At 49.1% G+C, this 24,356-nt stretch carries 24 protein-coding genes; 17 read left to right on the forward strand and 7 right to left on the reverse strand.

Features of this window, described 5'->3' with window-relative positions:
• Window positions 1-314: 314 nt before the first annotated feature.
• A complete protein-coding gene (locus NST07_RS06970; protein WP_341090585.1) occupies window positions 315-665 on the forward strand; it encodes a hypothetical protein in 351 nt (116 codons plus the stop codon).
• 20 nt (window positions 666-685) lie between these two features.
• Here NST07_RS06970 and NST07_RS06975 read toward each other — a convergent pair whose 3' ends face one another.
• Window positions 686-1,132, reverse strand: coding sequence for a GNAT family N-acetyltransferase (locus NST07_RS06975; RefSeq protein WP_038587271.1), 447 nt, complete (start codon window positions 1,130-1,132; stop codon window positions 686-688).
• Between the two features lie 644 nt (window positions 1,133-1,776).
• Here NST07_RS06975 and ilvB point away from each other — a divergent pair.
• The 4 genes from ilvB to NST07_RS06995 all read left to right on the forward strand — a co-directional run bounded on the left by ilvB (window position 1,777) and on the right by NST07_RS06995 (window position 6,844).
• Window positions 1,777-3,525: a biosynthetic-type acetolactate synthase large subunit gene (gene ilvB / locus NST07_RS06980; RefSeq protein WP_341090588.1), complete on the forward strand. Its 1,749-nt coding sequence runs from the start codon at window positions 1,777-1,779 to the stop codon at window positions 3,523-3,525.
• Window positions 3,522-4,010: an acetolactate synthase small subunit gene (gene ilvN, locus NST07_RS06985; protein ID WP_038587274.1), complete on the forward strand. Its 489-nt coding sequence runs from the start codon at window positions 3,522-3,524 to the stop codon at window positions 4,008-4,010. Before ilvB ends, ilvN begins: the two co-directional genes overlap by 4 nt.
• 191 nt (window positions 4,011-4,201) lie before the next feature.
• The gene (ilvC, locus tag NST07_RS06990) at window positions 4,202-5,194 is read left to right on the forward strand and encodes a ketol-acid reductoisomerase (protein ID WP_038587276.1); all 993 of its coding nucleotides are present in this window, start codon (window positions 4,202-4,204) and stop codon (window positions 5,192-5,194) included.
• 108 nt (window positions 5,195-5,302) lie between these two features.
• Window positions 5,303-6,844 (forward strand): 2-isopropylmalate synthase, encoded by a 1,542-nt coding sequence (locus tag NST07_RS06995; RefSeq protein ID WP_341090589.1) that lies wholly within the window; start codon window positions 5,303-5,305, stop codon window positions 6,842-6,844.
• A gap of 114 nt (window positions 6,845-6,958) precedes the next feature.
• Here NST07_RS06995 and NST07_RS07000 read toward each other — a convergent pair whose 3' ends face one another.
• Entirely contained in the window at window positions 6,959-8,092 is a 1,134-nt protein-coding gene (locus NST07_RS07000; protein ID WP_341090590.1) for a response regulator, read from the reverse strand.
• Between the two features lie 227 nt (window positions 8,093-8,319).
• Here NST07_RS07000 and NST07_RS07005 point away from each other — a divergent pair, with 227 nt between their 5' ends.
• From NST07_RS07005 to NST07_RS07020, 4 genes are read left to right on the forward strand one after another with little or no spacing between them, the layout of a single operon-like run.
• Window positions 8,320-8,886: an RNA polymerase sigma factor gene (locus NST07_RS07005; RefSeq protein WP_341090591.1), complete on the forward strand. Its 567-nt coding sequence runs from the start codon at window positions 8,320-8,322 to the stop codon at window positions 8,884-8,886.
• Complete coding sequence (locus tag NST07_RS07010) at window positions 8,883-9,338, forward strand: zf-HC2 domain-containing protein (protein WP_341090593.1); 456 nt, start codon at window positions 8,883-8,885, stop codon at window positions 9,336-9,338. Before NST07_RS07005 ends, NST07_RS07010 begins: the two co-directional genes overlap by 4 nt.
• 27 nt (window positions 9,339-9,365) lie before the next feature.
• On the forward strand, window positions 9,366-9,863 hold the full coding sequence (locus NST07_RS07015; protein WP_038587282.1) for a hypothetical protein: 498 nt from the start codon (window positions 9,366-9,368) through the stop codon (window positions 9,861-9,863).
• Window positions 9,864-9,882: 19 nt separating this feature from the next.
• Window positions 9,883-10,971: a DUF4097 family beta strand repeat-containing protein gene (locus NST07_RS07020; protein WP_341377632.1), complete on the forward strand. Its 1,089-nt coding sequence runs from the start codon at window positions 9,883-9,885 to the stop codon at window positions 10,969-10,971.
• 131 nt (window positions 10,972-11,102) lie between these two features.
• On the opposite strand, the gene NST07_RS07025 is transcribed toward NST07_RS07020, so the two are convergent.
• Entirely contained in the window at window positions 11,103-12,083 is a 981-nt protein-coding gene (locus NST07_RS07025) for an aldo/keto reductase (protein WP_341377634.1), read from the reverse strand.
• A 186-nt stretch (window positions 12,084-12,269) separates the two neighbouring features.
• Between NST07_RS07025 and NST07_RS07030 the strand changes: the two genes are divergently transcribed.
• The 7 genes from NST07_RS07030 (at window position 12,270) to NST07_RS07060 (ending at window position 20,212) form a co-directional block, all read left to right on the forward strand.
• Window positions 12,270-12,704 carry a hypothetical protein gene (locus NST07_RS07030; RefSeq protein WP_341377635.1) on the forward strand — a complete coding sequence of 145 codons (435 nt, stop codon included), beginning with the start codon at window positions 12,270-12,272 and terminating at the stop codon, window positions 12,702-12,704.
• 107 nt (window positions 12,705-12,811) lie between these two features.
• A protein-coding gene (locus NST07_RS07035; RefSeq protein ID WP_342481277.1) for an IS3 family transposase occupies window positions 12,812-14,370 on the forward strand; the annotation gives its coding sequence in 2 pieces (ribosomal slippage) (window positions 12,812-13,445 and window positions 13,445-14,370; 1,560 coding nt in all).
• A gap of 243 nt (window positions 14,371-14,613) precedes the next feature.
• A complete protein-coding gene (gene leuB, locus NST07_RS07040) occupies window positions 14,614-15,696 on the forward strand; it encodes a 3-isopropylmalate dehydrogenase (RefSeq protein WP_341377636.1) in 1,083 nt (360 codons plus the stop codon).
• A gap of 248 nt (window positions 15,697-15,944) precedes the next feature.
• Entirely contained in the window at window positions 15,945-16,484 is a 540-nt protein-coding gene (locus NST07_RS07045) for a peroxiredoxin (protein ID WP_038587292.1), read from the forward strand.
• Between the two features lie 222 nt (window positions 16,485-16,706).
• Window positions 16,707-17,114: a hypothetical protein gene (locus NST07_RS07050; protein WP_341090600.1), complete on the forward strand. Its 408-nt coding sequence runs from the start codon at window positions 16,707-16,709 to the stop codon at window positions 17,112-17,114.
• Window positions 17,115-17,453: 339 nt separating this feature from the next.
• Entirely contained in the window at window positions 17,454-18,557 is a 1,104-nt protein-coding gene (locus NST07_RS07055; RefSeq protein ID WP_341090601.1) for an ATP-binding protein, read from the forward strand.
• A 149-nt stretch (window positions 18,558-18,706) separates the two neighbouring features.
• Window positions 18,707-20,212, forward strand: coding sequence for a leucyl aminopeptidase (locus NST07_RS07060; protein ID WP_341090602.1), 1,506 nt, complete (start codon window positions 18,707-18,709; stop codon window positions 20,210-20,212).
• A gap of 90 nt (window positions 20,213-20,302) precedes the next feature.
• Here the strand turns inward: NST07_RS07060 and NST07_RS07065 are convergent, their stop codons facing one another.
• The 4 genes from NST07_RS07065 to NST07_RS07080 form a co-directional block, all read right to left on the reverse strand.
• Window positions 20,303-20,449: a hypothetical protein gene (locus tag NST07_RS07065; protein WP_341090604.1), complete on the reverse strand. Its 147-nt coding sequence runs from the start codon at window positions 20,447-20,449 to the stop codon at window positions 20,303-20,305.
• A 110-nt stretch (window positions 20,450-20,559) separates the two neighbouring features.
• Window positions 20,560-20,742, reverse strand: coding sequence for a FeoB-associated Cys-rich membrane protein (locus tag NST07_RS07070; RefSeq protein WP_341090607.1), 183 nt, complete (start codon window positions 20,740-20,742; stop codon window positions 20,560-20,562).
• A 43-nt stretch (window positions 20,743-20,785) separates the two neighbouring features.
• Window positions 20,786-22,798: a ferrous iron transport protein B gene (gene feoB, locus NST07_RS07075; RefSeq protein WP_342481278.1), complete on the reverse strand. Its 2,013-nt coding sequence runs from the start codon at window positions 22,796-22,798 to the stop codon at window positions 20,786-20,788.
• Window positions 22,795-23,037 carry a FeoA family protein gene (locus NST07_RS07080; protein WP_038587302.1) on the reverse strand — a complete coding sequence of 81 codons (243 nt, stop codon included), beginning with the start codon at window positions 23,035-23,037 and terminating at the stop codon, window positions 22,795-22,797. Before NST07_RS07080 ends, feoB begins: the two co-directional genes overlap by 4 nt.
• Window positions 23,038-23,278: 241 nt before the next feature.
• On the opposite strand from NST07_RS07080, the gene NST07_RS07085 reads away from it, so the two are divergent.
• Window positions 23,279-24,238: an aldolase catalytic domain-containing protein gene (locus NST07_RS07085; RefSeq protein ID WP_341090609.1), complete on the forward strand. Its 960-nt coding sequence runs from the start codon at window positions 23,279-23,281 to the stop codon at window positions 24,236-24,238.
• Window positions 24,239-24,356 lie beyond the last annotated feature (118 nt).

Consider the following 24,356-nt stretch of genomic DNA (forward strand, 5'->3'; position numbering starts at 1 on the left):
GGCTGTTGCCGAAAATGCGTTTTTTTGTGCAATATAAGAATTTATAGGCTTCATGCTATAAATTATCCTTCTATTTCTCGCTGAAACGGATGCCGTCCTTTTGAGGACGGCAAAGCCGTTTCCACTTTGTTTTGAGTCATATCTGCAGAGGTTGCAGTGTGGCTAAACCACAAGTTATTGCCACTCTTTCGCTGGACAGGGCATGTGTACAGGCGAACGGCAGACGCGCCGAATAAACTGTGTTGAAACTTATGCGGATGCATATGAGACAGATGAGTAAGCAGAGCTAACTAAACTTTTTTAGGAGGGATATTATGGCACAGCCGGTTACAAAGAAACAGGTAATGAAGCTGGTGGGCAGAAATATCGTTGCAGTGAAAAAAGATGGTTCTAAAGTGACGGGCAAGCTGCTCCGCATTTCTGGAAACCGTCTAATCCTACAGCGTGTCAGCGGTAAGAAAGTACAAACCAAAGCATTGATCCCGCTGGTACTGTTTGATTTGCTTGCCGTAGGCACAGCCCCTTATGCCGGCGGATATGGCCCTGGTTATGGGGGGTACCCGTATGGAGGCAATCCATATGGTGGATATGGTTATAACAAGTATGGAGGATATGCTCCTGGACCTTATGGCGGAGCTCCGGTACCACCAATTGGCTTTTTTTAAGAAGATTATAAGCAGCAGAGTCAATTGAACTGCTTTTCAAACTCATAACAATAGTTTTGCGCCTGATAACGGGCTACTCTGTAGCCCATTTTTTGATAAAAGGAAATACCGGCAGTATTTCCAGTATCAACAGCAACCTTGGCCCGCTGACAACCGCGAGATAATGCAAACCGCTCTGCGCGGTCCATGAGCATATTCCCCCAATGTTTGCGCCTTGCTGCAGGGGCTACGGCCAGCATATCAATATACAGCAGATCACCGTGCAGCATAAAGTGGACAAACCCCAGCGGATCGCTCTCATAGTCTGGGCAGGCTACCAGTGTAACTCCTTGCCCCAAGCGGCGGGGCAGATCTTTTCTGACCTGATTAATTACGGTTTGGGGGAGATGGGATAATGGGACGAGCTGCTTTTCAATCAGATCCAGAATGACGGTGTCGTCCTGCTTTGGTCTACGGTAACGAATCATAGAGCGCCTCCTTTCCACGCATTGTCGTACATCATATGCCCAGGGTGGTGTGGGCGTTACGGCAAACCAGAACAACAATTTGTGTCAGTTACGGAAATAAGGGTATTGACTTAACCGTGTGAGGAATCATATAATGTGTCTAAACATTTTATCGAACATACATGCATCGGCAATGATGAGGACGAAGTTTTAAGGGCTCTTTTGCTCAGAGAGTGAGAGGAATTGCTGCAACCTCCACCAGAATCCCTTATATACGAGCTCACCTCGGAGCTGTTTTCCTGAAAGGTCCATCGGCAACAGTGGTGGAATTATTAGGGGGAATCGTTTAGTCCGCGTTAGGGACTTCAGGTACAAAGATTTGGGCCCTGCCTACATCGATGGATTTTTGTTACCTGATAAGGCGTTACATCGCGAGATGTAATGCAAACATGGGTGGTACCACGGAAGATCAACCTTTCGTCCCTCACGCGCTTCTATTTTGCGCGTGGGTGGCGGAAGGTTTTTTTGTTGCCCATAAGAGGATGGTTAGCTGCACTGGGTTGGTGAACACTAACTTTCAAGGAGTATAGCCAATTCTTACAGCTGTATAAAAGACGGTCTGTCATTTTCATAATGAATGTTAAATATCGAAGGGAGGAATACTGATGAGCGCGAATATACCGGAAGTGCGGTCTACAGAGCAGTTACGTGAGAAATGGAAGAATCCCGAGGTGATTACGGGATCCGAAGTCCTGCTGCGCAGTCTAGTACTGGAAGGCGTTGATACTGTATTCGGATACCCGGGCGGGGCTGTGCTGTACATCTACGATGCGCTTCATGGCTTCGATGATTTCAAACATATTCTGACCCGGCATGAGCAGGGCGCAATTCACGCGGCTGACGGATATGCCAGAGCGAGCGGCAAAGCGGGAGTATGCATCGCTACCTCCGGACCCGGGGCTACCAACCTTGTAACCGGCATTGCCACCGCCTTTATGGATTCTGTTCCGCTGGTGGTCATCACCGGGAACGTCTTCTCCAGCCTGATTGGAACCGACGCATTCCAGGAAGCGGATATTACAGGCATCACAATGCCGATTACGAAGCATAGCTATCTGGTACGTGATGTTGAGGATCTGCCGCGAATCATTCATGAGGCGTTCCATATTGCCAATACAGGACGTAAAGGTCCGGTGCTGATTGATATTCCCAAAGATGTCTCGGCAGCCAAAATGTTATTCAATCCGGTGGAGCTGCAAGGCGTTAACCTTCGTGGTTATAACCCGCGGACCGTTCCGAACAAACTTCAACTCGATAAGCTGATCCGGGCCATTGATGCTGCAGAACGTCCGATTATTATTGCAGGCGGCGGTGTCATCTACTCCGGAGCGCATGAAGAGATGTATGAATTCGTAAAACGGACGGAAATTCCGATTACAACAACTCTGCTGGGACTGGGCTGTTTCCCGAGTGCGGATGAGCTATGGATGGGAATGCCGGGCATGCATGGCACATATACCGCCAACAATGCTATTCAACAGTGTGATCTGCTAATTAATATCGGTGCCCGGTTTGACGACCGTGTTACCGGCAAGCTGGACGGCTTCGCGCCAAAAGCCAAGATTGTTCATATTGATATCGATCCCGCAGAAATCGGCAAAAATGTATCGCCTGACATTCCGATCGTTGGCGACGTGAAGACAGTGCTGGAGATGCTGATTCCCGATGCACGCCGGGCAGCAGGTGCTGATGCCTGGAGAACACAAATTGCCCAGTGGAAGCTGGATCAGCCGCTTCGCTACAAGGATTCGGAGACTGAGCTTAAACCGCAATGGGTTATTGAAATGATAAACGACACCACCAAAGGTGAAGCTATCGTTACTACAGATGTAGGACAACATCAGATGTGGGCTGCACAATATTATAAATTTAATCATCCCCGTTCATGGATCACCTCCGGGGGACTTGGAACAATGGGCTTCGGATTTCCGTCAGCCATCGGAGCGCAAATGGCGCACCCGGACCGCCTGGTTGTCTCGATCAATGGGGACGGCGGCATGCAGATGTGTTCCCAGGAGCTTGCCATCTGTGCTATTAATAACATTCCGGTCAAGATTGTAGTTATTAACAATCAGGTGCTTGGGATGGTCCGGCAGTGGCAGAATCTGATCTATGAGAAGCGTTACAGCTATACCGACCTCGCCGGCAGCCCGGATTTCGTAAAGCTGGCTGAAGCCTATGGTGTTAAGGGACTGCGGGCCACGAACAAAGAAGAGGCTGGCGCAGCATGGAAGGAAGCTTTGGAAACGCCGGGACCTGTTCTGGTAGAATTCGTTGTTCCCAAAGACGAAAATGTCTACCCGATGGTAACTCAAGGGTCAACCATTGATCAAATGCTGATGGGGGATGAATGACAGTGATGAGACATACGATTGCTGTGCTTGTGAATGACCAGCCAGGTGTGCTGCAGCGGGTTTCAGGGTTGTTCGGCCGCCGGGGGTTCAATATTGAGAGCATTACCGTGGGTCAATCCGAGGAGGTTGGATTATCCCGGATGGTTATTGTTACACTTGGTGACCAGCATACTCTGGAGCAGATTGAGAAGCAGCTCTATAAACTGATTGATGTTATTAAAGTAGTGGATCTTGGTGCCAAACCGATGGTTGCCCGTGAATTGGCGCTGATTAAGGTCAAAGCTGATCCGGCTGAACGTCCGGAAATTATGGGCGTAGTCGAAACCTTCCGTGCCTCTGTAGTCGATATCGGTACAACAAGCGTGTTGGTGCAGGTTGTGGGAGACACTCAGAAGATTGATGCAATGATTGAACTTCTCAAGCCATACGGCATCAAGGAGCTTTCCCGTACAGGAGTTACAGCGATGATTCGCGGCAATGCCTAATTGTCATAATTTACGGCTTTAACGGATTACTGCTGGTTTGCATTAATTTGATGAGATCATTTGAATGTTCCCGCTAAAGAGCGGGGACTTGAGGAGCAGCCTGAATCTCAGTCCGGATCACCACCGCGAGTTGGCGCTCTTGAAGTACCCGCTCTTTACGATGGGTCCCAAATTAAAGGAGGATATTGACAATGGCAGTGACAACGTACTATGAACAGGATGCAGAACTTAGTGTGTTAAAAGGGAAGACAATTGCAGTAATCGGGTACGGTAGCCAAGGGCATGCCCAGGCGCAAAACCTGCGCGACAGCGGGCTTCAGGTTGTCATCGGCCTGCGCGAAGGTAAATCCTTCGAAACCGCCAAAAATGACGGGTTTGAAGTATTGCCGGTAGCTGAAGCAGTATCCCGTGCAGATGTAGTGCAAATTCTCATGCCGGACGAAACACAGGCATCCGTATATAAGAATGAAATTGAACCGAATCTCAAAAGCGGCGCAGCGTTGATGTTCTCCCATGGCTTCAATGTGCATTTCGGTCAAATCGTTGCTCCTAAGGATGCAGATGTGCTGCTGGTAGCACCAAAATCCCCGGGTCACATGGTTCGCCGTACTTATGTTGAAGGCTTCGGCGTTCCTGGTCTGATCGCCATCGAGCAGGATGCAACCGGAAATGCTAAAGCAATCGGCCTTGCTTATGCCAAAGGCATTGGCTGTACCCGCGCAGGGGTTATCGAAACCTCATTCCGTGAAGAAACCGAAACCGATCTGTTCGGCGAGCAGGCTGTACTTTGCGGTGGTGTATCCGCTCTGATCAAAGCCGGCTTCGAAACTCTTACAGAAGCAGGATATGCTCCTGAAATGGCATACTTTGAATGTCTGCATGAACTTAAACTGATCGTTGACCTCGTTTATGAAGGCGGACTTGCCACTATGCGCGATTCCATCAGCAACACTGCTGAATACGGCGACTATGTAACCGGTCCACGCATTGTTACGGATGAAACCAAAAAAGCAATGAAGGCTGTGCTTACCGATATTCAACAAGGTAAATTTGCCCGTGACTTTATCCTTGAGAACCAGTCCGGCCGTGCTTTCCTTACAGCTACCCGCCGCAACGAAGCTGCTCATCCGGTAGAAGTAGTAGGCAGCCAGCTGCGTGAAATGATGCACTGGATTAAGAAATAAGCTCATATACTTAAGATTATTGAAACTATAGTGCAATCCTCAGATGCGGCCGTAACTTTTGCGGGCCGCATTTGAGGGTTTAAGCACAATTTTCAGGAGGTGCTCAGCATGCGGAAAATTTATGTGTTCGACACGACGCTGCGTGACGGAGAGCAGTCGCCGGGTGTGAACCTCAACACACGAGAGAAAGTCGAAATCGCTTACCAGCTGGAAAAGCTGGGCATTGACCGGATGGAGGCGGGATTCCCTGCGGCTTCACCGGGTGATCTGGCAGCGGTAAACGCAGTAGCAAAAGCCGTGAAGAATGTTACCCTGATCGGTCTTTCCCGCTCCAGAGAGAGTGACATTGATGCGGTGAAAGAAGCGCTGAAGGGAGCGCAGGACCCCTGCATTCATATTTTTCTTGCCACCTCACCCATCCACCGCCAGCACAAGTTGCGCATGGATAAAGCACAGGTGCTGGAGACAGCGCAGTCCGCTATCCGCTATGCCAAGAAATATTTTTCCAAGCTGGAGTTTTCACTGGAAGATGCGGGGCGTACAGAGCGTGACTTCATGGCCGAGATGGTGGCTATGGCCATCCGTGAGGGTGCCAATGTAGTGAATATTCCCGATACAGTAGGTTATTTGAACCCTTCGGAATACGGGGCTATTTTCAAATTCCTGAAGGACAATGTACCGGACATCGAGCGGGTTCAGCTTAGCGCCCACTGTCATAATGATCTGGGTATGGCCACCGCCAATACGCTTGCTGCGATCCAGAATGGTGCGGATCAAATCGAAGGCACAATCAACGGTATCGGTGAGCGGGCCGGAAATACGGCGATTGAAGAGGTCGCGCTGGCGCTGGAGACGCGCAGTGAGTTTTTTAATGCAAAAACTTCGCTGGTGCTTTCGGAAATTTCACGCACAAGCCGTCTGGTCAGCAAGCTGACCGGGATGGTGGTACCGGGCAACAAGGCGATTGTTGGTGCCAACGCCTTTGCCCATGAATCGGGTATTCATCAGGATGGCATGCTGAAGGAGAAGACTACCTACGAAATCATGACACCTGAGACCATCGGCCTCAAAGAGAGCAAGCTAGTGCTTGGCAAACACTCCGGACGTCATGCCTTCCGCGATAAGCTTAGCGATCTGGGATACGATGTTTCTGAAGAAGAGGTGAACGCTGCCTTCGCAAGGTTCAAGGAACTGGCGGATAAGAAGAAGGAAGTGTCCGATGAGGACATTATGGCGCTGCTGGAAGAGAGGCTGATTGATACGCCGGAAATTTTCAGCCTGCAGACGATTTACGTTACCTATGGCAATGAAGCTACGCCAACCGCCAAGGTTGTTATTAAAAGCCAGGAGGCTCAGCCGATTGTGGCGGTGGCCGAAGGTAACGGCTCGGTGGATGCGATTTATAATGCCATTGATCAGGCTACGGGTGAGGAAGTGACACTCGGAGATTATTCGATTAAAGCGGTCAGCCGGGGCAAAGACGCGCAGGGAGAGGTGCATGTCGTACTGTCGCAGGGTGAAGTGGCCGCACAGGGCCGCGGACTGAGCACGGATATTCTTGAAGCCAGTGCCAGAGCCTATTTGGATGCGCTCAACAAGCTGCTGGAGAAACGCAAAACCTACACGCAGCGTGATCATGCTCAGCTGTAAAGAAGTGCAGTGTCTCTAAACAAGTTCTTATCGAGCTGTCAGTACAGTGGAATAATGTCTGCTGTACCGGCAGCTTTTTTGATTGCAAAAAAGGAGGGGGACATTCTAGAGGATTCAGAGAAGGTGATGCTTCCAATTATGATACCAGCGTTCAATATTGACGGGCAGCTCAATGCTGAGCTCCCTGTTTAGCAAATCCGTTAAGATGTTGTATTGCTCCTCTACCGCCGAACGTTCTCCTATGCGGTCATAGACCTTCATGAGGCCTAAATGGCCTTGCTCAAAATAAGGCTGCAGCTGTACAATCCGCTGATACACGGTTACCGCCTCCGGGATTTTTCCGCAGCCGATATAGAACTCGGCCATCTCCATCGCATGATGCAGCCAGATGCTTCGCAGGCGCTGGCGCTCACTTTCTGCCCACAAATAATCATAGTCGGCCAAATAATCGCCCGAGTAGAAGCCAAACCAATACTGGTACTGCCCATAGTTACCAGCATTTATCGGCTCAAGGGATAAGATTCCTTTTTCCCATTCTGTACTGTCTACCAGCATGCTTCCTGTTTCCAGCTTATAACCTTCCCCGCCGCTTAGATTTCTGATCTGCAGATCTGTTTTCCCTTGCTTCAGGCATTGACGCACTTGATAAATAGTTGTATACAGATGGTTGGAAGCCTTCTTTAAATTGAAATCAGGCCACAGCAGATCAATTAGCGTGTCTTTGCTGATGAAGCGATTTCGGTGATGAAATAAAAAGGCGAATAATTCTTGCCCCTTTGCGGTACGCCAGCGGATATCGTGCAGCTGCAGTCCGTTCCGTTCGAACCGGAGACATTGGAAACAACGGATCATCATTTCACTCCCGTTGTTCACTTGCGGCGCATGGTGCATTTTCTTCTCCACGCGAGCGAGAGTTTTTATCAGCCGTTCCTTTCGCACAGGCTTCAGAACATAGTCAAGGGCATGAAGCTCGAAGGCATCCACTGCATAGCTGTTATAAGCGGTAACAAAGACAATGCTTGTCCGGGGGCAGTGAATTTGTATGATTTCTGCTGCCTGCAGTCCGTTTAATTCGGGCATATCGATGTCGAGAAAGATAACGTCAGGGTTCAGGTAAGCGGCTTCGCTGACGGCTTTCCTTGAATCTGTGAAGGTAGCCACAATCGCAACATTCCCCAGTGCCTCTAGCATCATCTTCAAATTCATGAGAGCAAGCCGCTCATCATCCACAAGCACTGCGCGAATCATTGAATCACCACCAATTTATTATGAGTTTGTAGTTCCGAGTGTTAAGGCAATCACTAGGATAAGTTTGCTTTTTGCCATAATAATGAGGTGATTTCGACAAGAAAAGGCATTAATCCTTCAAAAAGGGATTTATCTTGTTGTAGGATATACATAATAGGCTTGAATGTTCATGAGAAAAATTATTTAAAAACGTTGCAGGGAACTCCGGTTGCCCGGCGTCTAACTTTATGAAGCTGAAGGAGGGGAGAATACTGGAAGAGACGGAGTGGATTTCTGCTGTGCTAAGCGGCGAGCACCAGGCCTTCGGGCATCTGGTCAATCGTTATCAAGGCATGGTGTATAGAGTATGCATCAAAATTACAGGAGAAGCCGAGTCGGCCAAGGATATGGCCCAGGAAGTCTTCATAAAAGCCTACAAGGCACTTCCCTCCTTCAGGGGGCAGTCTTCATTCTCCACCTGGCTGTACCGGATTGCTTACCGGACCTGTCTCGACTGGAAACGGGCGAATGACAGGGAGTGGCGGCACCGCAGTATGGCAGATTACACGGAGAATGACTGGGTAACGACGCAGACGCCTGAATCTGCTGCACTGCGCAAGGAAGCCTCGCAGGAGCTGGACGAGAATTTGAACAACCTCACAGAACCGTACCGGTCGGTCGTGCAGTTGTATTATTTTCAGCGTCACTCCTATCAGGAAATTGCTGATCAAAAAGGGATTTCAGTCAAAACAGTGGAATCGCAGCTCTACAGGGCCAGACAGATGATGCGTAAAAGCGGGGAGGAATGGCGATGAATTGTGCAACAGTAAAAGAATGGATGCCACATTATATTGAAGGCTGGCTGTCTCCTGAAATGGAGTTGAATGTTCGTCTGCACATTGAATCTTGTCCCGACTGCGCGCAGTGGCTGGAAGAAGCCAGAGGGCTGGCGGCGCTGTGGAGCGAGATGGAAACGGGCGGGAAACTGGTGGATCTTCCGGAGTATCCCGACTTTACCACCGATGTGATGTCACGCATTGAACAGCTTGAAACCGGGCGCAGAGAGCGTACCGTTAAATCGACTATGTCCAGACGCCGGACTGCACCAGGAACCTCATGGATGCATTATGGACTTGCTGTTTGCTTAACCTTCCTGCTGCTTCAATTGGGGGTATTTGAGAATCTGGCCTATGGCATCAATGAAATTAATGGGCATATGTCAACTTCAGTCTCATCCTGGTTTAATGCTCAAGGAAGCGCTGAATAGAAAATTAACACTAAAGGAGCATATTAGATGATTAAAAAAAGACGCTGGCTGACGTTTCTGCTCGCGATGGTTCCAGGGATTGGCCATTTATATCTGGGATTCAAAAAGTTGGGCCTTCAGTATATGATTGGAGCATCGCTCTGCATCATACTTATTCCTTCCATGCCGACGGTATTTCCATTCGCCCTCGCGGCCTTATGGTTCTACCAGCTGTTTGATGCGCTGCAGAAGGCGGCCTGGATGAAAGTATCCGCCGCTGAGCATGAGCGGATGATGTTTCATCCAGACAGTTTCGGAGCGCCGTGGACGATGGGGATGCCTGCGGCTCCAGATTATCCGCATGACGATCTGAATCCGGTCTGGGTGGGTATTGGCTGTGTAGTAGTGGGTTTCTTGCTGCTGTTGATTACTGCTTTCCCATGGCTCTGGCACATTCTCACAGATATGAACATCGGGGCAATTCTGCTGTCGCTTGGCTTAATCGGGTACGGGCTTAGTATGCTTAGAAAAAATCCTAAAGTATAGAGAAATGGGGAAATGAACCATGGGGAGATGGAAAATCGGCAGTTTTACGGCCGCAATTGGCTGCATCGTGCTGGGTGTCATAATTGTACTTGCCCAATTTGATGTGGTAACGTATGACGCACTGGGTTTTATCTGGCCTGCGTTGCTCATTCTGTTCGGCCTGGAAATGCTGCTCAGGCTTTTCATCAGATCAGAGGTTAAGAGCCGTGTCAGTGGTTGGGCAGTTGTCCTAATCATTGTGCTGGTCGCAGCTAGTGGAGCACAAACTGTGCTGACCGGCGGCTCAATAAGCCGCATTCTCGGCAAGACACAGCTGGCTCCGCTCAGCGGAACCGTGGAGGTAAAGCCGGAAATCAAAAAAATTAAGATTGAATTGCCGAACGGGAAGGTTAAGGTTCAAGGTGTGGAAGGCAGTACGCTTGATTATGAAGGCAGCCTGGAGCTTCCGGGTAAATCGGCAAGTGAAGCAGCAAGTGCGCTGGAAAAGAAGTGGAAGGTGACGACGGAAGGAGACACCCTAACTCTGGAGCTGGACGAAGAAACGACTTGGCTCGATATTCAAATCGGATTTAATTTCAAGGATCCGTACCTGAACGTCAATCTTCCTATGAATCTGGCTGTGGAAGTTGACACCGGCGATGGTTCAGTTGAGGCCTCAGACCTGAAGGCTGGTATTGAAATTGACACCAGCAACGGCACCCTGGATATTCATGATGTTGCCGGAGGTGTAGATGCCCACACGAGTAACGGCACAATGGTGGTGAAAGATGTTAAGGGGGAAGCGAAGCTTGTCAGCTCCAACGGAGCGATTACCCTGGGGAATATAGACGGCACCTTAACGGCCAAGAGCAGCAACGGCAGGATTACCATTGACTCGGCGGCTACAGGTGACTGGGATCTCAAATCCAGCAACGGTAAAATTACCGCCAGCCTGCCGGCAGCAAGCGATGCAAAGATTACTGCCGACACCAGCAACGGTGCGCTGAAGGGGAATATCAATTGGCAGCGCGACGGTGATAACCATGGAACTGCCGTACTTGGCAGCGGAACCCATAAGGTATCTTTATCAACCAGCAACGGTGCAGTGACCGTGGATACGACTGAATAATTAAATTAAGGAGCTGTTCCCCCTTGTGCTCTACGGGAGAACAGCTCCTTATTGCTTTATAAGATCAATAAAAGGACAGGGTTCTTCCGGTCTGCTTCTGCCCATTGGCTGAAGTTAACGGCCGTGGCGTTCTACCAGGCATAGGCTTTCGGGGCTTCCCCGCCGGGTCCCGGGAAGATTTCATCCAGCCGCTTCAGCACGGATTCCTCCAGCACAATCTCCAGGCAGCGCAAGGCGCTTTCGAACTGCTCAAGCGTCCGCGGCCCGATAATCGGCGCCGTTACGGCAGGGTTGGACAGCAGCCAGGCCAGAGCGATATTATCCTGTGGCTCCCCGAGCTCACGGCTTAAATCGGCAAAGGCCGTAAGCTGGCTCTTGTATTGCTCTACACGTTCAGAGTTGCCGCCGCTGCGGCTGCCCTCAATCTTCTTGAGTGCATTCCGGCCAAGAAGACCGCCGTCGAGCGGGCTCCACGGAATAATGCCGAGGCCGAGATTCTTCGAGGCAGGCAGCACCTCAAGCTCAGGGAGACGGCAGGTCAGACTGTATTTATGCTGCTCCGATACTAGACCTAGGAAACCGCGGGCTTTCGCTTCCATCTGTGCCACGGCAATATCCCATCCGGCAAAGTTACTGGAGCCGACATAGCCGATTTTGCCTTGGCTTACAGCGAGCTCAAATGCACCCCACAGCTCGCCCCAGGAAACCTTACGGTCGATATGGTGCATCTGGTACAACTCGATGTGATCAGTCTGCAGGCGCTGTAGTGAGCCTTCCAGATGGCGGCGGATAATATAGGAGGACAGGCCTGCTTCATCGTTGGGTCCGTCCAGTTTGTCGCTCATTGCCCCGTAGACCTTGGTGGCCAGCACGACCTTTTCACGCCGGCCGCCGCCCTGCTTGAACCAGCGGCCGATGATCGTCTCCGTCATTCCGGAGTTCTCACCCCATCCATAAATGTTAGCGGTATCAAAAAAGTTGACCCCGGCATCCAGCGCAGCATCCATAATGCGGAAGGCTTCCTTCTCATCCGTAATCGGACCAAAGTTCATCGTTCCCAGACACAGGCGGCTGACCTTTAGACCGGACTTGCCAAGCTTCGTGTATTGCACTCTGCAACCCCTCCCTCAATCCATTTTGACGAACAACTGCATACTAATTGTAAACAACTCAAGAAACAAGAGCAAACACAGCAGCACTTGCAGAAATCAGTAATAAATGTATATACAAATTTAACCATAATGGTAGAATGGAGACAAGCATATAAATACGCTTACATTTTCTAAAGGAGGAATATTATGAGAAAAAAAGGTATCTTATCTGCTGGAGTCGCATTAGTAATGATGTTCAGTATGGTGTCTTCCGTTTTTGCTGTCTCTTCCACCGTTCTTATTCCCAACCTGGATTATTTTATCCAGCACAGCCTGAAAAATGATGATACAGTCACCTTCAAGTACAAAAATACTTCGAGTACAACGCAAACCGCAATTTTCAGAATTACCAACGTAGGTGCTCTGGATACGGGAACCGACCAGGTAACGGGTAAATTTCAAGGCAGCTATTCTCTTGTTTACGCCAACGGACAAACAATAAACCTGGGAACGATTGGGGGTTCCAGCCTGTCCGGCGGACTCAACAATTACCTGGCTCCGAATGCATCTCTGGTAGTCACCGTAAAGAACGCCAATGCCAATTCGCAGAATGCTTTTAAGATCAGATTCGATAATCATTAATCCACAATGACAAGCTTGTGGTAAAAGGGCTCTCCGGTCATGATATGCTCCCCATATAGTAGACAGGTGAAATAATAAAAACCTGTTACTGTATGGGGAGTATTTTTATGGAACAAAAGAAGTTTACAGCATTTGAAAAATTAACGATTCTCCAAGAGGTTGAATGCGGCCAGATCGGGCTCAAGGCTGCAGCTCGAAAGTACGGATTATCTAAAACATCTCTAGTGAAGTGGCGACGACGTTATCAATTGTACGGTTTTGAGGGGCTGGAAGTCCGGTCCTGCAACCGAAAATATACTGTGGAAATTAAGCGCCAGGCCGTTAAAGATTATATGGAGGGGGCATTGTCGCAATATCAAATCATCGACAAGTATAAGATCGCAAGTCGAACCCAACTCGCCAACTGGATTAAGAAGTATAATGGTCATAGCAGCAGCTTAACAGCTAATTCAGGAGGAACTAGAGCTATGACCAAAGGACGCGTAACCACTTGGCAGGAACGGATGGATATCGTGCTGTACTGCCTGTCGAATGGACAAGACTACACAAAGGCAGCAAACCATTTCCAGGTTTCTTACCAACAAATATATAGCTGGGTGAAGAAGTACGAAATAGGCGGCGAAGAGGCATTACGAGACGGCAGAGGACGTACCAAAGCACCTGAAGAGCTCACAGAAGCAGATCGCCACAAACTCGCGATGCAAAAGCTGGAATATGAGAATGCGCGGCTGCGTGCAGAGAATGCTTTTCTAAAAAAGTTAGAGGAACTCGAAAGGAGGAGACGCTAAGTCACGTTCGTCAGGAGAACATCTACCTGGCTATTCAGGCCGTTCAGCAAGAGGAGTCTTGCTCTATTCAGCTTTTGTGTAACATCGCAGGGATCTCACGGTCAAGCTACTACAAATGGTTGAATCGTGAACCCAGTTCCCGGGAGACCGACAACGTGAAACTTACACAGGCCATGCTTCTCCTGTATGAGAAGGTGGAACGAATCTTTGGGTATCGTCAATTGACCCTGCATTTGCGCAGACAAATGGGTAGAGTCATTAACGCGAAGCGAGTGTACCGTCTCATGAGGCTCCAAGGCATCCAGTCCGTCATCCGCAGAAAGAGGAAGAAGTACGTAGGCTCTGCGCCTCAGCAGGTTGCAGAGAACGTACTGAACCGTAAATTCGAGGCGGAAATGCCAAACCAAAAGTGGGTAACCGATGTAACGGAATTTAAATATGGTAACGGGCGGAAGGCGTATTTAAGTGCAATAAAAGATCTACATGACAAGTCCATTGTTGCTTACGTTCTGGGTCATTCTAATAATAATTCGCTGGTTTTTAAGACGCTGGAGTTGGCTTTGCAGGCAGCACCAGAGACCCACCCCTTACTTCATAGCGACCGTGGTTTCCAGTATACCTCTCTGCACTTTAAGCAGATGCTGGACGAGGCAGAACTAACGCAGAGCATGTCCCGGGTGGGCTGCTGTATTGATAACGGACCCATGGAATCCTTCTGGGGGACACTCAAATGTGAGAAGTACTACTTGCATACCTACCAAACCTTTGAAGAGCTCCAACAAGACATTGATAATTACATACATTTTTACAATTACGAACGGTTACAGGCAAAACTAAACGGCCTCAGTCCCAATGAATTCAGGACTAAGGCCGCTTAAGGATCTTTTATTATTTACGCTGTCTACTTGACGGGGTGCAGTTCATCAGACTGGAAGAAGATGACTGGGGAGCCTTTTGTGCGAACTTGTGGATACAGCGCTTACTTCAAGTCTGGTTGACTTATAGGAGATACCTATCACTTCCATAGAATCTATATCTTTGTCCTTTTCCCGGCGGTATGATACAACAATATAAAGAAGAACTATGTCTGCGTGAAGCAGGCAATCTAAGGAGTGACTGGAATGAGCGACGTTAAAAAAATTGCCGTAATTGCCGGGGACGGTATCGGACCTGAAGTTGTAGCTGAAGCTGAAAAAGTACTCAAGAAAGCGGAAGAGGTATTCGGGTACGCCTTTGAAACTGAGCATGCGCTGTTCGGCGGCATTGCAATTGACGAACGGGGAACCCCGCTGCCGGAAGATACACTGGAAATTTGCCGCAGTGCAGATGCAGTACTGCTCGGAGCCGTCGGCGGACCGAAATGGGACAACAATCCGAAGGAGCTGCGCCCGGAAACAGGATTGCTCGGTATCCGCAAAGCACTGGGGCTGTTCTCCAACCTGCGTCCGGCTGTTGTGTTCGATTGCCTGAAGGATGCGTCAACGCTGAAACCGGAAGTGCTGGAAGGCACTGACCTCATGGTTGTGCGGGAACTGACGGGGGGCATCTATTTCGGAGAGAAGCTGCGCCGCCAAGGTGAGCATGGGGAAGAAGCTGTTGATACCTGCGTATATAACGTAACGGAAGTGGAACGTATTGTCCGCCAGGCCTTTGAAATTGCCGGTAAACGCCGAAATAAGCTGGCGAGTGTCGATAAAGCGAATGTCCTGGAGACGTCCCGCTTATGGCGTGAGGTTGTGAACAGAATTGCTCCGGAGTATCCGCAGGTGGAATTGGAGCATGTGCTCGTGGACAACTGCGCAATGCAGCTGCTGCGCCGTCCATCCAGCTTCGATGTCATTGTTACCGAGAACATGTTCGGGGATATCCTGAGTGATGAAGCGGCTATGCTGACTGGCTCCATCGGTATGCTGGCATCAGCTTCACTGGGTGAGGGCAGCTACGGCCTGTATGAGCCGGTCCACGGCTCCGCGCCTGACATTGCCGGCCAAGGTCTGGCCAACCCCATCGCGACCATCCTGTCGCTTGCGCTGATGTTCCGCATGACCTTTGGCTACGAGGAGGCGGCAGCTGCAATTGAGACCGCTGTGGCTGAAGTGCTGGATGCAGGCCACCGTACGAGCGATATTGCAGTAGACAAGAGCAAAGCGATCAGCACAACGGAAATGGGCGATCTGATTGTTGCGGCGATCCGCAAAGTGTAAGGTACCACAGCTTACCTCCTTTGACTCAAAAAAACAAAAAACTTCACAGAAAGTTGCTTATTTATAATAATTATAAAAAAGTAATAAATGTAATATTGACTTTGATTTTGTACGATGATACCATTTGGTCTATAGCAATAAGAAATTGACCAACCATCATAATTCAAGAAAAGCATATTGCGCCGGTTTCCTCGCGGAGCTGTCACAAGTGGTTGTTTTTCTTACATAATCAAAGGAGGATTTAAGCAATGGCAGAACGTTTGGTAGGTAAACCAGCCCCTGACTTCACTATGGAAACAGTAACGGGCGACGGTAAAGATTTTGGTAAGGTAAGCTTGTCCGACTATCGCGGCAAATGGCTTGTATTCTTCTTTTATCCGCTTGACTTCACTTTTGTGTGCCCGACAGAAATTACAGCATTGAGCGATGCTGCTGCTGATTTTGCAGCACTCGATACAGAAATTCTGGGTGTGAGCATCGACTCGATTCACAGCCACAAAGCATGGCTTACCACACCAAAAGATATGAATGGTCTTGGACAAGTCAACTTCCCGCTTGCTTCGGACATCACGAAGAAGGTTGCCAGTGACTATGGCGTCCTGATCGAAGAAGAAGGCGTGGCGCTTCGTGGACTGTTCATCATCGATCCTGAAGGCGAATTGAAATATCAAGTGGTTAACCACAATGATGTAGGCCGCAGCGTAGAAGAAACACTTCGTGTTCTGCAAGCCTTGCAATCCGGCGGACTGTGCGCTATGAACTGGAAACCAGGCGACAAGAACCTGTAAGCCTATGTCTTTAAGCGTTCTTTGATATACTAATGAGAACCTCCTTGCGGGAGCAATTCCCGGAAAGGGGGTTTTTTGCAACAAAGAGCCCTTATTTAACGGTATTTCGTTTTAAAACGGGCGCAGAGGTTAATATATAGCCTGAAGGAGAGGAATCTCTCCCCGCATCTTGTAATACAATAATACCAAATCAATGGAACTTACCAAGGAGGGTGAACAAGTATGAGCTTTTGCTGTGGAGCGAGTATGGTTGGAACTAAGGGAACCCTAAAACATTATCGCACGCAAGTCCATAATGTTCCCCTGCTTTTTTGTCCGGTATGCCACCGGGTAGAGGTACATTACAAAGTCGAAAATGAGTATGAGATTCTGGCAGAGTATGCTCATGGCGACGGGGTAACCGATGTTGATTTTCAAGACTATGTGATGGAAGACGAGGAAGCGATCTTCGAAAACGTCATTAATGTGGAGAGTGAAGATCCTCTCGCCATTGTGCAGAATCAGATCGATATGGCGCTTGACCTGCTGGCTGTTGCCAAGCAGATCGAAGATACCAAATGGGAACGTGAGCTTAAGAAGCGCCTGGCCGTAATGAGTCAGCGGCGCCATCGCTTGCAGCAGAAAGCTTAAGGTCATCAAGAATTCGATGGGATAGCCCTGGAATATTTCATTATGGAAGCCTTCGCGGCAGCGAGGGCTTTTTTTTGTACGGAAAAAGAGCGGAATTTTGTTTTGGAACGATATTTAATGTGTCTTAAGAATCATTTTAGAAATATTTTTAGGATTCGACAGTTTCTCCGATTGCGTTGTCTTCTTCTCTTGGATATGATTGGAATATAGTTGAAACGGTTGGATAATATAATACGATTTCCGAATGTTCTGGCGGCTTCGTCATATACTCAAATACATAGTAATTTGATGTCGCTTAAGCGTCTTCGTCAAATGCAGTAAAAGGGGGAACTTCGTATCGTGATAAGCCAATATCAAGAAAGCTTGCTTTTACCGGCAAGAACGTTTCAATCCGGATCAATGGACACTACATATGAGGATGTACTGGAGCACATTGACAGTGGGATTTTACTTTTTGATGAAGAGGGAGTTCTAACTTTTGTTAATAAACAAATGTATGGCATGCTTGAACTGAACCGCCATTCTCTATTGGGTTGCACGATGGCTCATCTGCTATCTCACATCCAGCTCAGCCGCTTTAAGAAGAAGCAGGTACTGCGGAGTTATCGGGAGATGGTGCAAAAGGGGAAGCAGAGCTATGAGTTCGTAGATGAATACGGCCGTTACTGGCGGGTTTCCTTATGCTGCGGAGAGCAAATGAAGGGCAGTTATTTGTTTACGTTCAAAGAAATCTCCGATTACAAGCTGATCGAGCAAACCGCTTACCAGAATGACAGCCTGGCTATGCTGGGCAAGCTGTCCGCTTCTATCGCCCATGAGATTCGTAATCCGCTCACTGCGATCCGCGGATTTATTCAATTGCTTCATCCTCATCTGCATCAATTAGGCAAAGAAGAATACGGCAGAATTATACTGGCTGAGATTGACCGAGCCAATGACATTATTCATGAATTTCTGACTTCTTCCAAACCTTCGGTCCCGCAGGTCAGCATGATTCCTGTATCGGCATTGCTTAAAGAGGTTGTCCTGCTAACAGAGAGTGAAGCCTTGATGAAAGGCTGCCAGATTAATCTCCACACGCTGCATGGCGATATGATCATCTCCGGTGATGTCAAGCAAATGAAGCAGGTGGTGCTGAATATGATTAGAAATGCAATGGAAGCGATTACAGAGCGAGACGATGACCAAATTGGAAAGATTGAGGTAGGGGCACGCCGGGAAGGGGCGGAGGTCCGTATCTTTATTTCCGACAACGGCAAAGGGATGGATATCTTAACACTGGACAGGTTGTTCAACCCTTTCTTTACGACGAAGGAAAACGGGACGGGGCTTGGGCTGTCCGTAAGTGACAGGATCATCAAGAATCATGGCGGCTGCATCTCTGTAAGCAGCAGAGTCAACGAGGGCACCCGGTTTGTCATTTCTTTGCCGCTTATTCAGTAAAAGGGTTCTGGGCGGATTTTTGGACAAAACTGAGTTATACTTAATAAGCGAAAGAGGCTGATTCCTGCATTGCACAGCTAAGTGCAGGAATCAGCCTTATCTGCGTTATTAGCGGATTATTAAAATGGAAGATGATTGGAGGAGTTCTATTGAATATTGAATGGAGCTGCGGCAGTTCAATAGCTGCCATAAAGGGCGATGTTCTTTGTTATATAGTCTCACAAACTGAAATTGAGGCGGGCAGTCTTGCAACGGAGTGGAAGGAGCGAATGGATCCGCTGGTCAAAGCCGGGCTTTTTACGGGCAAGCTGAACCAGACCTATACACTGCCTGCTGGGGAGGCATTTGAAATTCCTGTCATTCTGCTGGCGGGGAGCGGCAGCGGAGATTTCGACGCAGAGGAGATCAGGGTGCTGGCGGCCCAAGTATCCCGGGCTGCATTACGGCTGAAGGCGGCAACACTCGTGATCCAGTTACCTGCCGGCTTAAAGGTGAAAGAGCCGGAAATGACTGCTCAGGCGCTTACAGAGGGCTTTGTACTGGGGGCGTACCGGCGCAAACATTATAAGCAGGAGCAGCCTGCGTTTGCAGGGTTGACCTCCATTACATTCCATAGTGAGCTTAAGGTGGAAGAAGCTGAGGGGAATAGCTGGAGTCAGGGGATCGAGCGGGGGCTGGCCTTTGGCGAAGCAACCAATTTGGCCCGGGACCTAACTAACCTTCCCGGCAATCAGCTGACACCGTCTGCGCTTGCGGCCGCGGCGATTGATGTGGCTGAACGTTATGGATTTCCCGCTGAAGTGCTGGATGAACGGGAGATTGAACAGAAGGGCATGGGAGGCTTGCTTGCTGTCGGCAAAGGCAGCATTCATCCGCCGCGGATGATCGTCATTCGTTATCAGGGAACAAACGAGTGGAAGGACGTCGTGGGAATTGTCGGCAAGGGCATCACTTTCGATACCGGCGGCATTTCACTGAAGAGAGCACCAGGCATGGAAGAGATGATCAGCGACATGGGCGGTGCTGCAGCCGTGCTTGGGGTGACAGAGGCGCTGGGCAGGCTGCGCCCGAAGCTCAATGCCGTAATAGTTATTCCTTCTGCCGAAAATATGCCTTCAGCCAGTGCTTTTAAGCCAGGTGATGTTGTGACCTCTCTCAGTGGAAGAACCATTGAAGTGCTAAATACCGATGCCGAAGGCCGGATAGTACTGGGAGACGGACTCACCTATGCCCGGGAGTGGGGAGCGGAGCGGTTCATAGACGTAGCTACCCTCACAGGGGCTGTGCTGTCCATACTGGGGGATGTTGCTACAGGAGCCGTTACCAATGACCAGACCTTTATGCAGGAGCTCATGGAGGCTTCCAGGTTGTCCGGGGAGAAGATATGGCAGCTGCCGGTGTATCCCGAATTCCGTGAGATGCTGAAAAGCGAGGTCGCGGATGTCCGCAATGCTGCCGGGAGATTCGGGGGGGCTACAACAGCCGGATTATTTATCGGCGAGTTCGCTGAAGGACTGCCCTGGATTCACTTGGACATTGCCGGAACGGCATTCCTCTCCAGGGAGCGGGGGGTTAATCCGAAAGGTGCCACGGGTGTAATGGTCCGGACGTTGCTGGAATATCTGCTGGGAATAAGTCAGCAGCCCCATTCCTAGAGGATGATCACATCAAACAAAAGCCGTAAAGCTCCATCATCCGGAGCTTTACGGCTTTTCCAATGCTGATCCTTCATCCGGCAGAGTGGCCTATACGGTTCCGCTGGATTTTTTGGCTTTTACTTGAGAAGTAAAAGACTGTATGCCGTTCATGATCTTGTCGCGGGTATTTTTATTTTTCAGTAAATAGGCTGCTCCCAATGCTACCGTGGTAAATAACGTTTTTTTGGTGTTCATGGTTATTCCTCCTTGGGTATTGGTCTTCGTTGCAGTTGCTTATAACAAACATACCCGTATGGCGGGGAATTCAAACCCGTTTATTTCTTCCTATCCGTCCGTGCTGACGATTAAAGCTTGTTATTGGGTACTCCTCCACCGCAGGAGAACGGAGAGTCCAGGGATGCCGCCGAGCAGGTTTTCCCCTTGTCACAGCCAGCACAAGCCCCCTGTTTGCCCTTTTGAACATGCCGGTAAATCATCCAGCCGGAGTAACCAAACACAGCCGCTATAATTAAAATATTTATTATCATTGCCAAGCCCCGCTTTCATCAAGAAATCTGTTTGTTGCAGATTCTACGACCATCCCAATAAACGTCCGCCCTGGAAAATAACCAGAGATACAATATATGCCAGTACGAGGGAGTAGCTCATGGAGAAGAAGGTCCACTTCCAAGACGCCGTTTCCTTCTTAATAACCCCTACAGTTGCCAGACAAGGAATATACAACAGGATAAAGGCCATGAAGCTTATTGAGCTTAGCGGAGTAAAGACTTGGGAAATTTGTCCTTCCAGTCCAGCAGCGTCCGGAGCATGATAAATGATGTTCATGGTAGATACTACGACCTCTTTGGCCAGGAATCCGGGTACAAGCGTTGAGCCTGCCTGCCAGGTCCCAAAGCCAAGCGGGGATAGCAGTGGTGCAATCATTCCCCCGAATTTCGCCAGGAAGCTATGATCCATTTCAACGTTGAATCCGCCGGGACCTGCGTAAGACATCAGCCAAATAATTACCGAGCCGGCGAGGATAATAGTTCCCGCCTTGCGCAGAAAGCCCTTGCCCTTCTCCCAGGTACTGCGGCCAAGCGCTTTGAGCTGCGGCATCCGGTAAGGAGGAAGTTCGATAATAAAGATAGACGATTCATTCTTAAACAGGTGTTTGGAGAACAGCTTACATAGGATTAGGGCAAACACGACACCCATGACATACATTGCCAGTACGGCAGTGGCCTGCTGGGCCGGAAAGAAGACCGCTGCAAACAGCAGGTATACCGGCAGTCTTGCTGAGCAGGACATTAGCGGCATCAGCAGTGTGGTCAGCATACGGTCTTTGGGCTGTTCAATACTGCGCGCAGCCATAATGGCCGGCACATTGCAGCCAAAGCCGATAATGAACGGGATGAAGGCTTTGCCGTTAAGACCCATCCGCTCCATCGTGCTGTCCATTAACAGGCAGACACGCGCCATATAACCGGAGTCCTCAAGGAAGGAAATCATCAGGAACAGGATGAAGATCTGTGGAACGAAAACAACTACACCACCAACACCGCCGATAATACCGTCTACAATAAGCGCATGCGTGAAGCCGGAAGCTCCAATGGTTTGAAGCAGGAAAGTGGCGCCTTCACTGATCGGACCGGAAATCCATCCGTCTACAATATCCGATAAAGGTCCGCCTACCCAGTCAAAGGTTGTTTTGAACATCGCGTACATAAAGGCGATGAACAGAGGCAATCCCAAGAAACGGTGTGTCAAAATGGAGTCGAGTCTTTCCGTCAGATTATGCGGTTTCTGTGCTGTAGTATCCATCGCCGCCAGACATACGGCACGAATATAATCCATACGGATGGAACGAATCCATTGCGGAAGGGTCAACGCCAGCTTCTTGTTCTGTAGTTCGCTTTGACAGTTGTCACAAATCATCAACAGGCGGTCCGTATTTACACGTTTCTTGAGCAGTTCAAGGACGACAGGATTTTGTTCCATCAGCTGGAGCGCGACCCAGCGGCGGTTTGGTAAGCCCGGGGTATGCTGTAATTCCTGCTCAATCGAAGAAATGGTTGCTTCAGCCAATTCACCATAATCAAGTTTGAAGTTGACCGGGGGGATTGTCGTTCTTTTCTCCAGAACGCTGAGCACTTGTCCGCTTCCTTTGCCGGTTCTGGCAATCAGGGGCAGCACGGTAATGCCGAGACGCTCTTGCAATATTTCGTGATCTACAACAATGCCCCGTGCTTTGGCAACGTCGATCATATTCAGACCCAGCACAGTAGGTTTGCCGTATTCCAGTAATTGCAGGGTAAGCAGCAGGTTCCGTTCCAACTGGGAGGCATCCACAATATTGATCAGGGCCTCCGGCGATTCATCGATCAGGTATTGGGCAGCTACACCCTCATCCCGGGAGAGCGGATGCAGCGAATAGATTCCGGGCAGGTCGATCAGCTTTCCTGCGCCGTTTTTCAGGCTGCCGACCTTTTTCTCCACGGTTACACCGGCCCAGTTCCCTACATATTCATAGGAAGAAGTAAGTGTATTAAAAAGTGAGGTTTTCCCTGTATTGGGATTTCCCAAAAGTGCTATTGAACTCATGATACATTCACCTCAATGCGGGAGGCTTCCTTCCGCCGAATGGCAAACAGCTGGCCGTTGCACTCCAGAGTAACAGGCCCCCAGAAAGGCCCTTTTCCCTTGAGCCGGATATTAACGCCTTCGGATACCCCTAGATCAGCCAGACGGCGCCGTAATATGGGGTTCATTCCTTCTATTTTATGGATGGAGCCTGTAGAGCCCGGTTGTAAGCGCAGTAAGGAGCAGGATGTAGAAGCCATTTTCTATCCCTCCGAGAGAGACTGATAATCAATCTCATTCATTTTCTTGTACTGTAGCATTTCGTATAGAGATTTACTGTGATATATGTCATTGTTACGTTGTTGTGAAAAAGGATATGAAAGAAACCTGGAATTTTCTTTACAACTTCTTCTTCACTAAAGTATGATTGTACGATAATGATTGCATAGTAAGTCTATGCTGGCGGCAATAATGAAGGATATGTGGAAGGGAGAACAAATAGTGAAGAGTAATCAGAGTAAAATTGTAGATTGCACCATTCGTGACGGAGGACTGGTGAACAATTGGGATTTTAGTGTTGAATTTGTGCAGAATCTGTACGCCGGATTGAACGAGGCCGGTGTTGAGTATATGGAAATCGGATATAAAAATTCACCGAAGCTGCTTAAAGGAGCAGAGGGAGCAGGTCCGTGGCGTTTTCTGAACGATGATTTCCTGCGCAAGGTCATCCCGCAAAAGGGGAACACCAAACTTTCCGCGCTTGTAGATATCGGCCGCGTGGATGTTAATGATATTCTGCCGCGCAGTGAAAGCATGCTGGATCTCATCCGTGTAGCCTGCTATAGCAAGGATGTGGACAAGGCTTTGCAGCTGGTGCAGACCTTCCATGATCTTGGGTATGAGACAACGATCAATATTATGGCTTTGTCTAACGTGATGGAGAATGAGCTGCTGGAGGCATTTGAACAAATCCGCGAGAGCGTGGTTGACGTTGTATATATTGTGGATTCTTACGGCAGCCTGGATCATAATGATATTCATTATCTGGTGGAAAAGTTCAGAACGCATTTGCCGAATAAACGTTTGGGCGTACATACCCACAACAATCTTCAATTGGCCTTCTCCAATACGCTTATTGCATCCGAGAAGGGTGTAGAGCTGCTTGATGCCTCCTGTTACGGCATGGGCCGCGCCGCAGGCAACTGCCCGACCGAGCTGCTGGTTACCCATCTGAAAAATACAAAATATACGCTGCGGCCGGTTCTGGATGTCGTTGAGCGGTTGATGATTCCTCTGCGGGAGAAGGAAGAATGGGGATATATTATTCCTTACATGATCACCGGCACACTGGATGAGCATCCGCGCTCTGCAATGGCGCTGCGTTCTTCGGAAGACAAAGATAAGGCTGTAGAATTTTATGATAAGCTTACAACTCCTGAGGTGAACTTCGGAGATAAATAATCGGTATCCTGCAGAAGCACTGACCTCTATATCAGAGGAAGGTGCTTTTTTTGCTGTTTTTTCTTTTATAATAAAGAAACAAGAATGTAACTTTATGGGGTAGCCAAGCCGATATTTA

Origin of the sequence: Paenibacillus sp. FSL L8-0340, assembly GCF_038593145.1 — a bacterium.
GTDB lineage: Bacteria > Bacillota > Bacilli > Paenibacillales > Paenibacillaceae > Paenibacillus_AQ.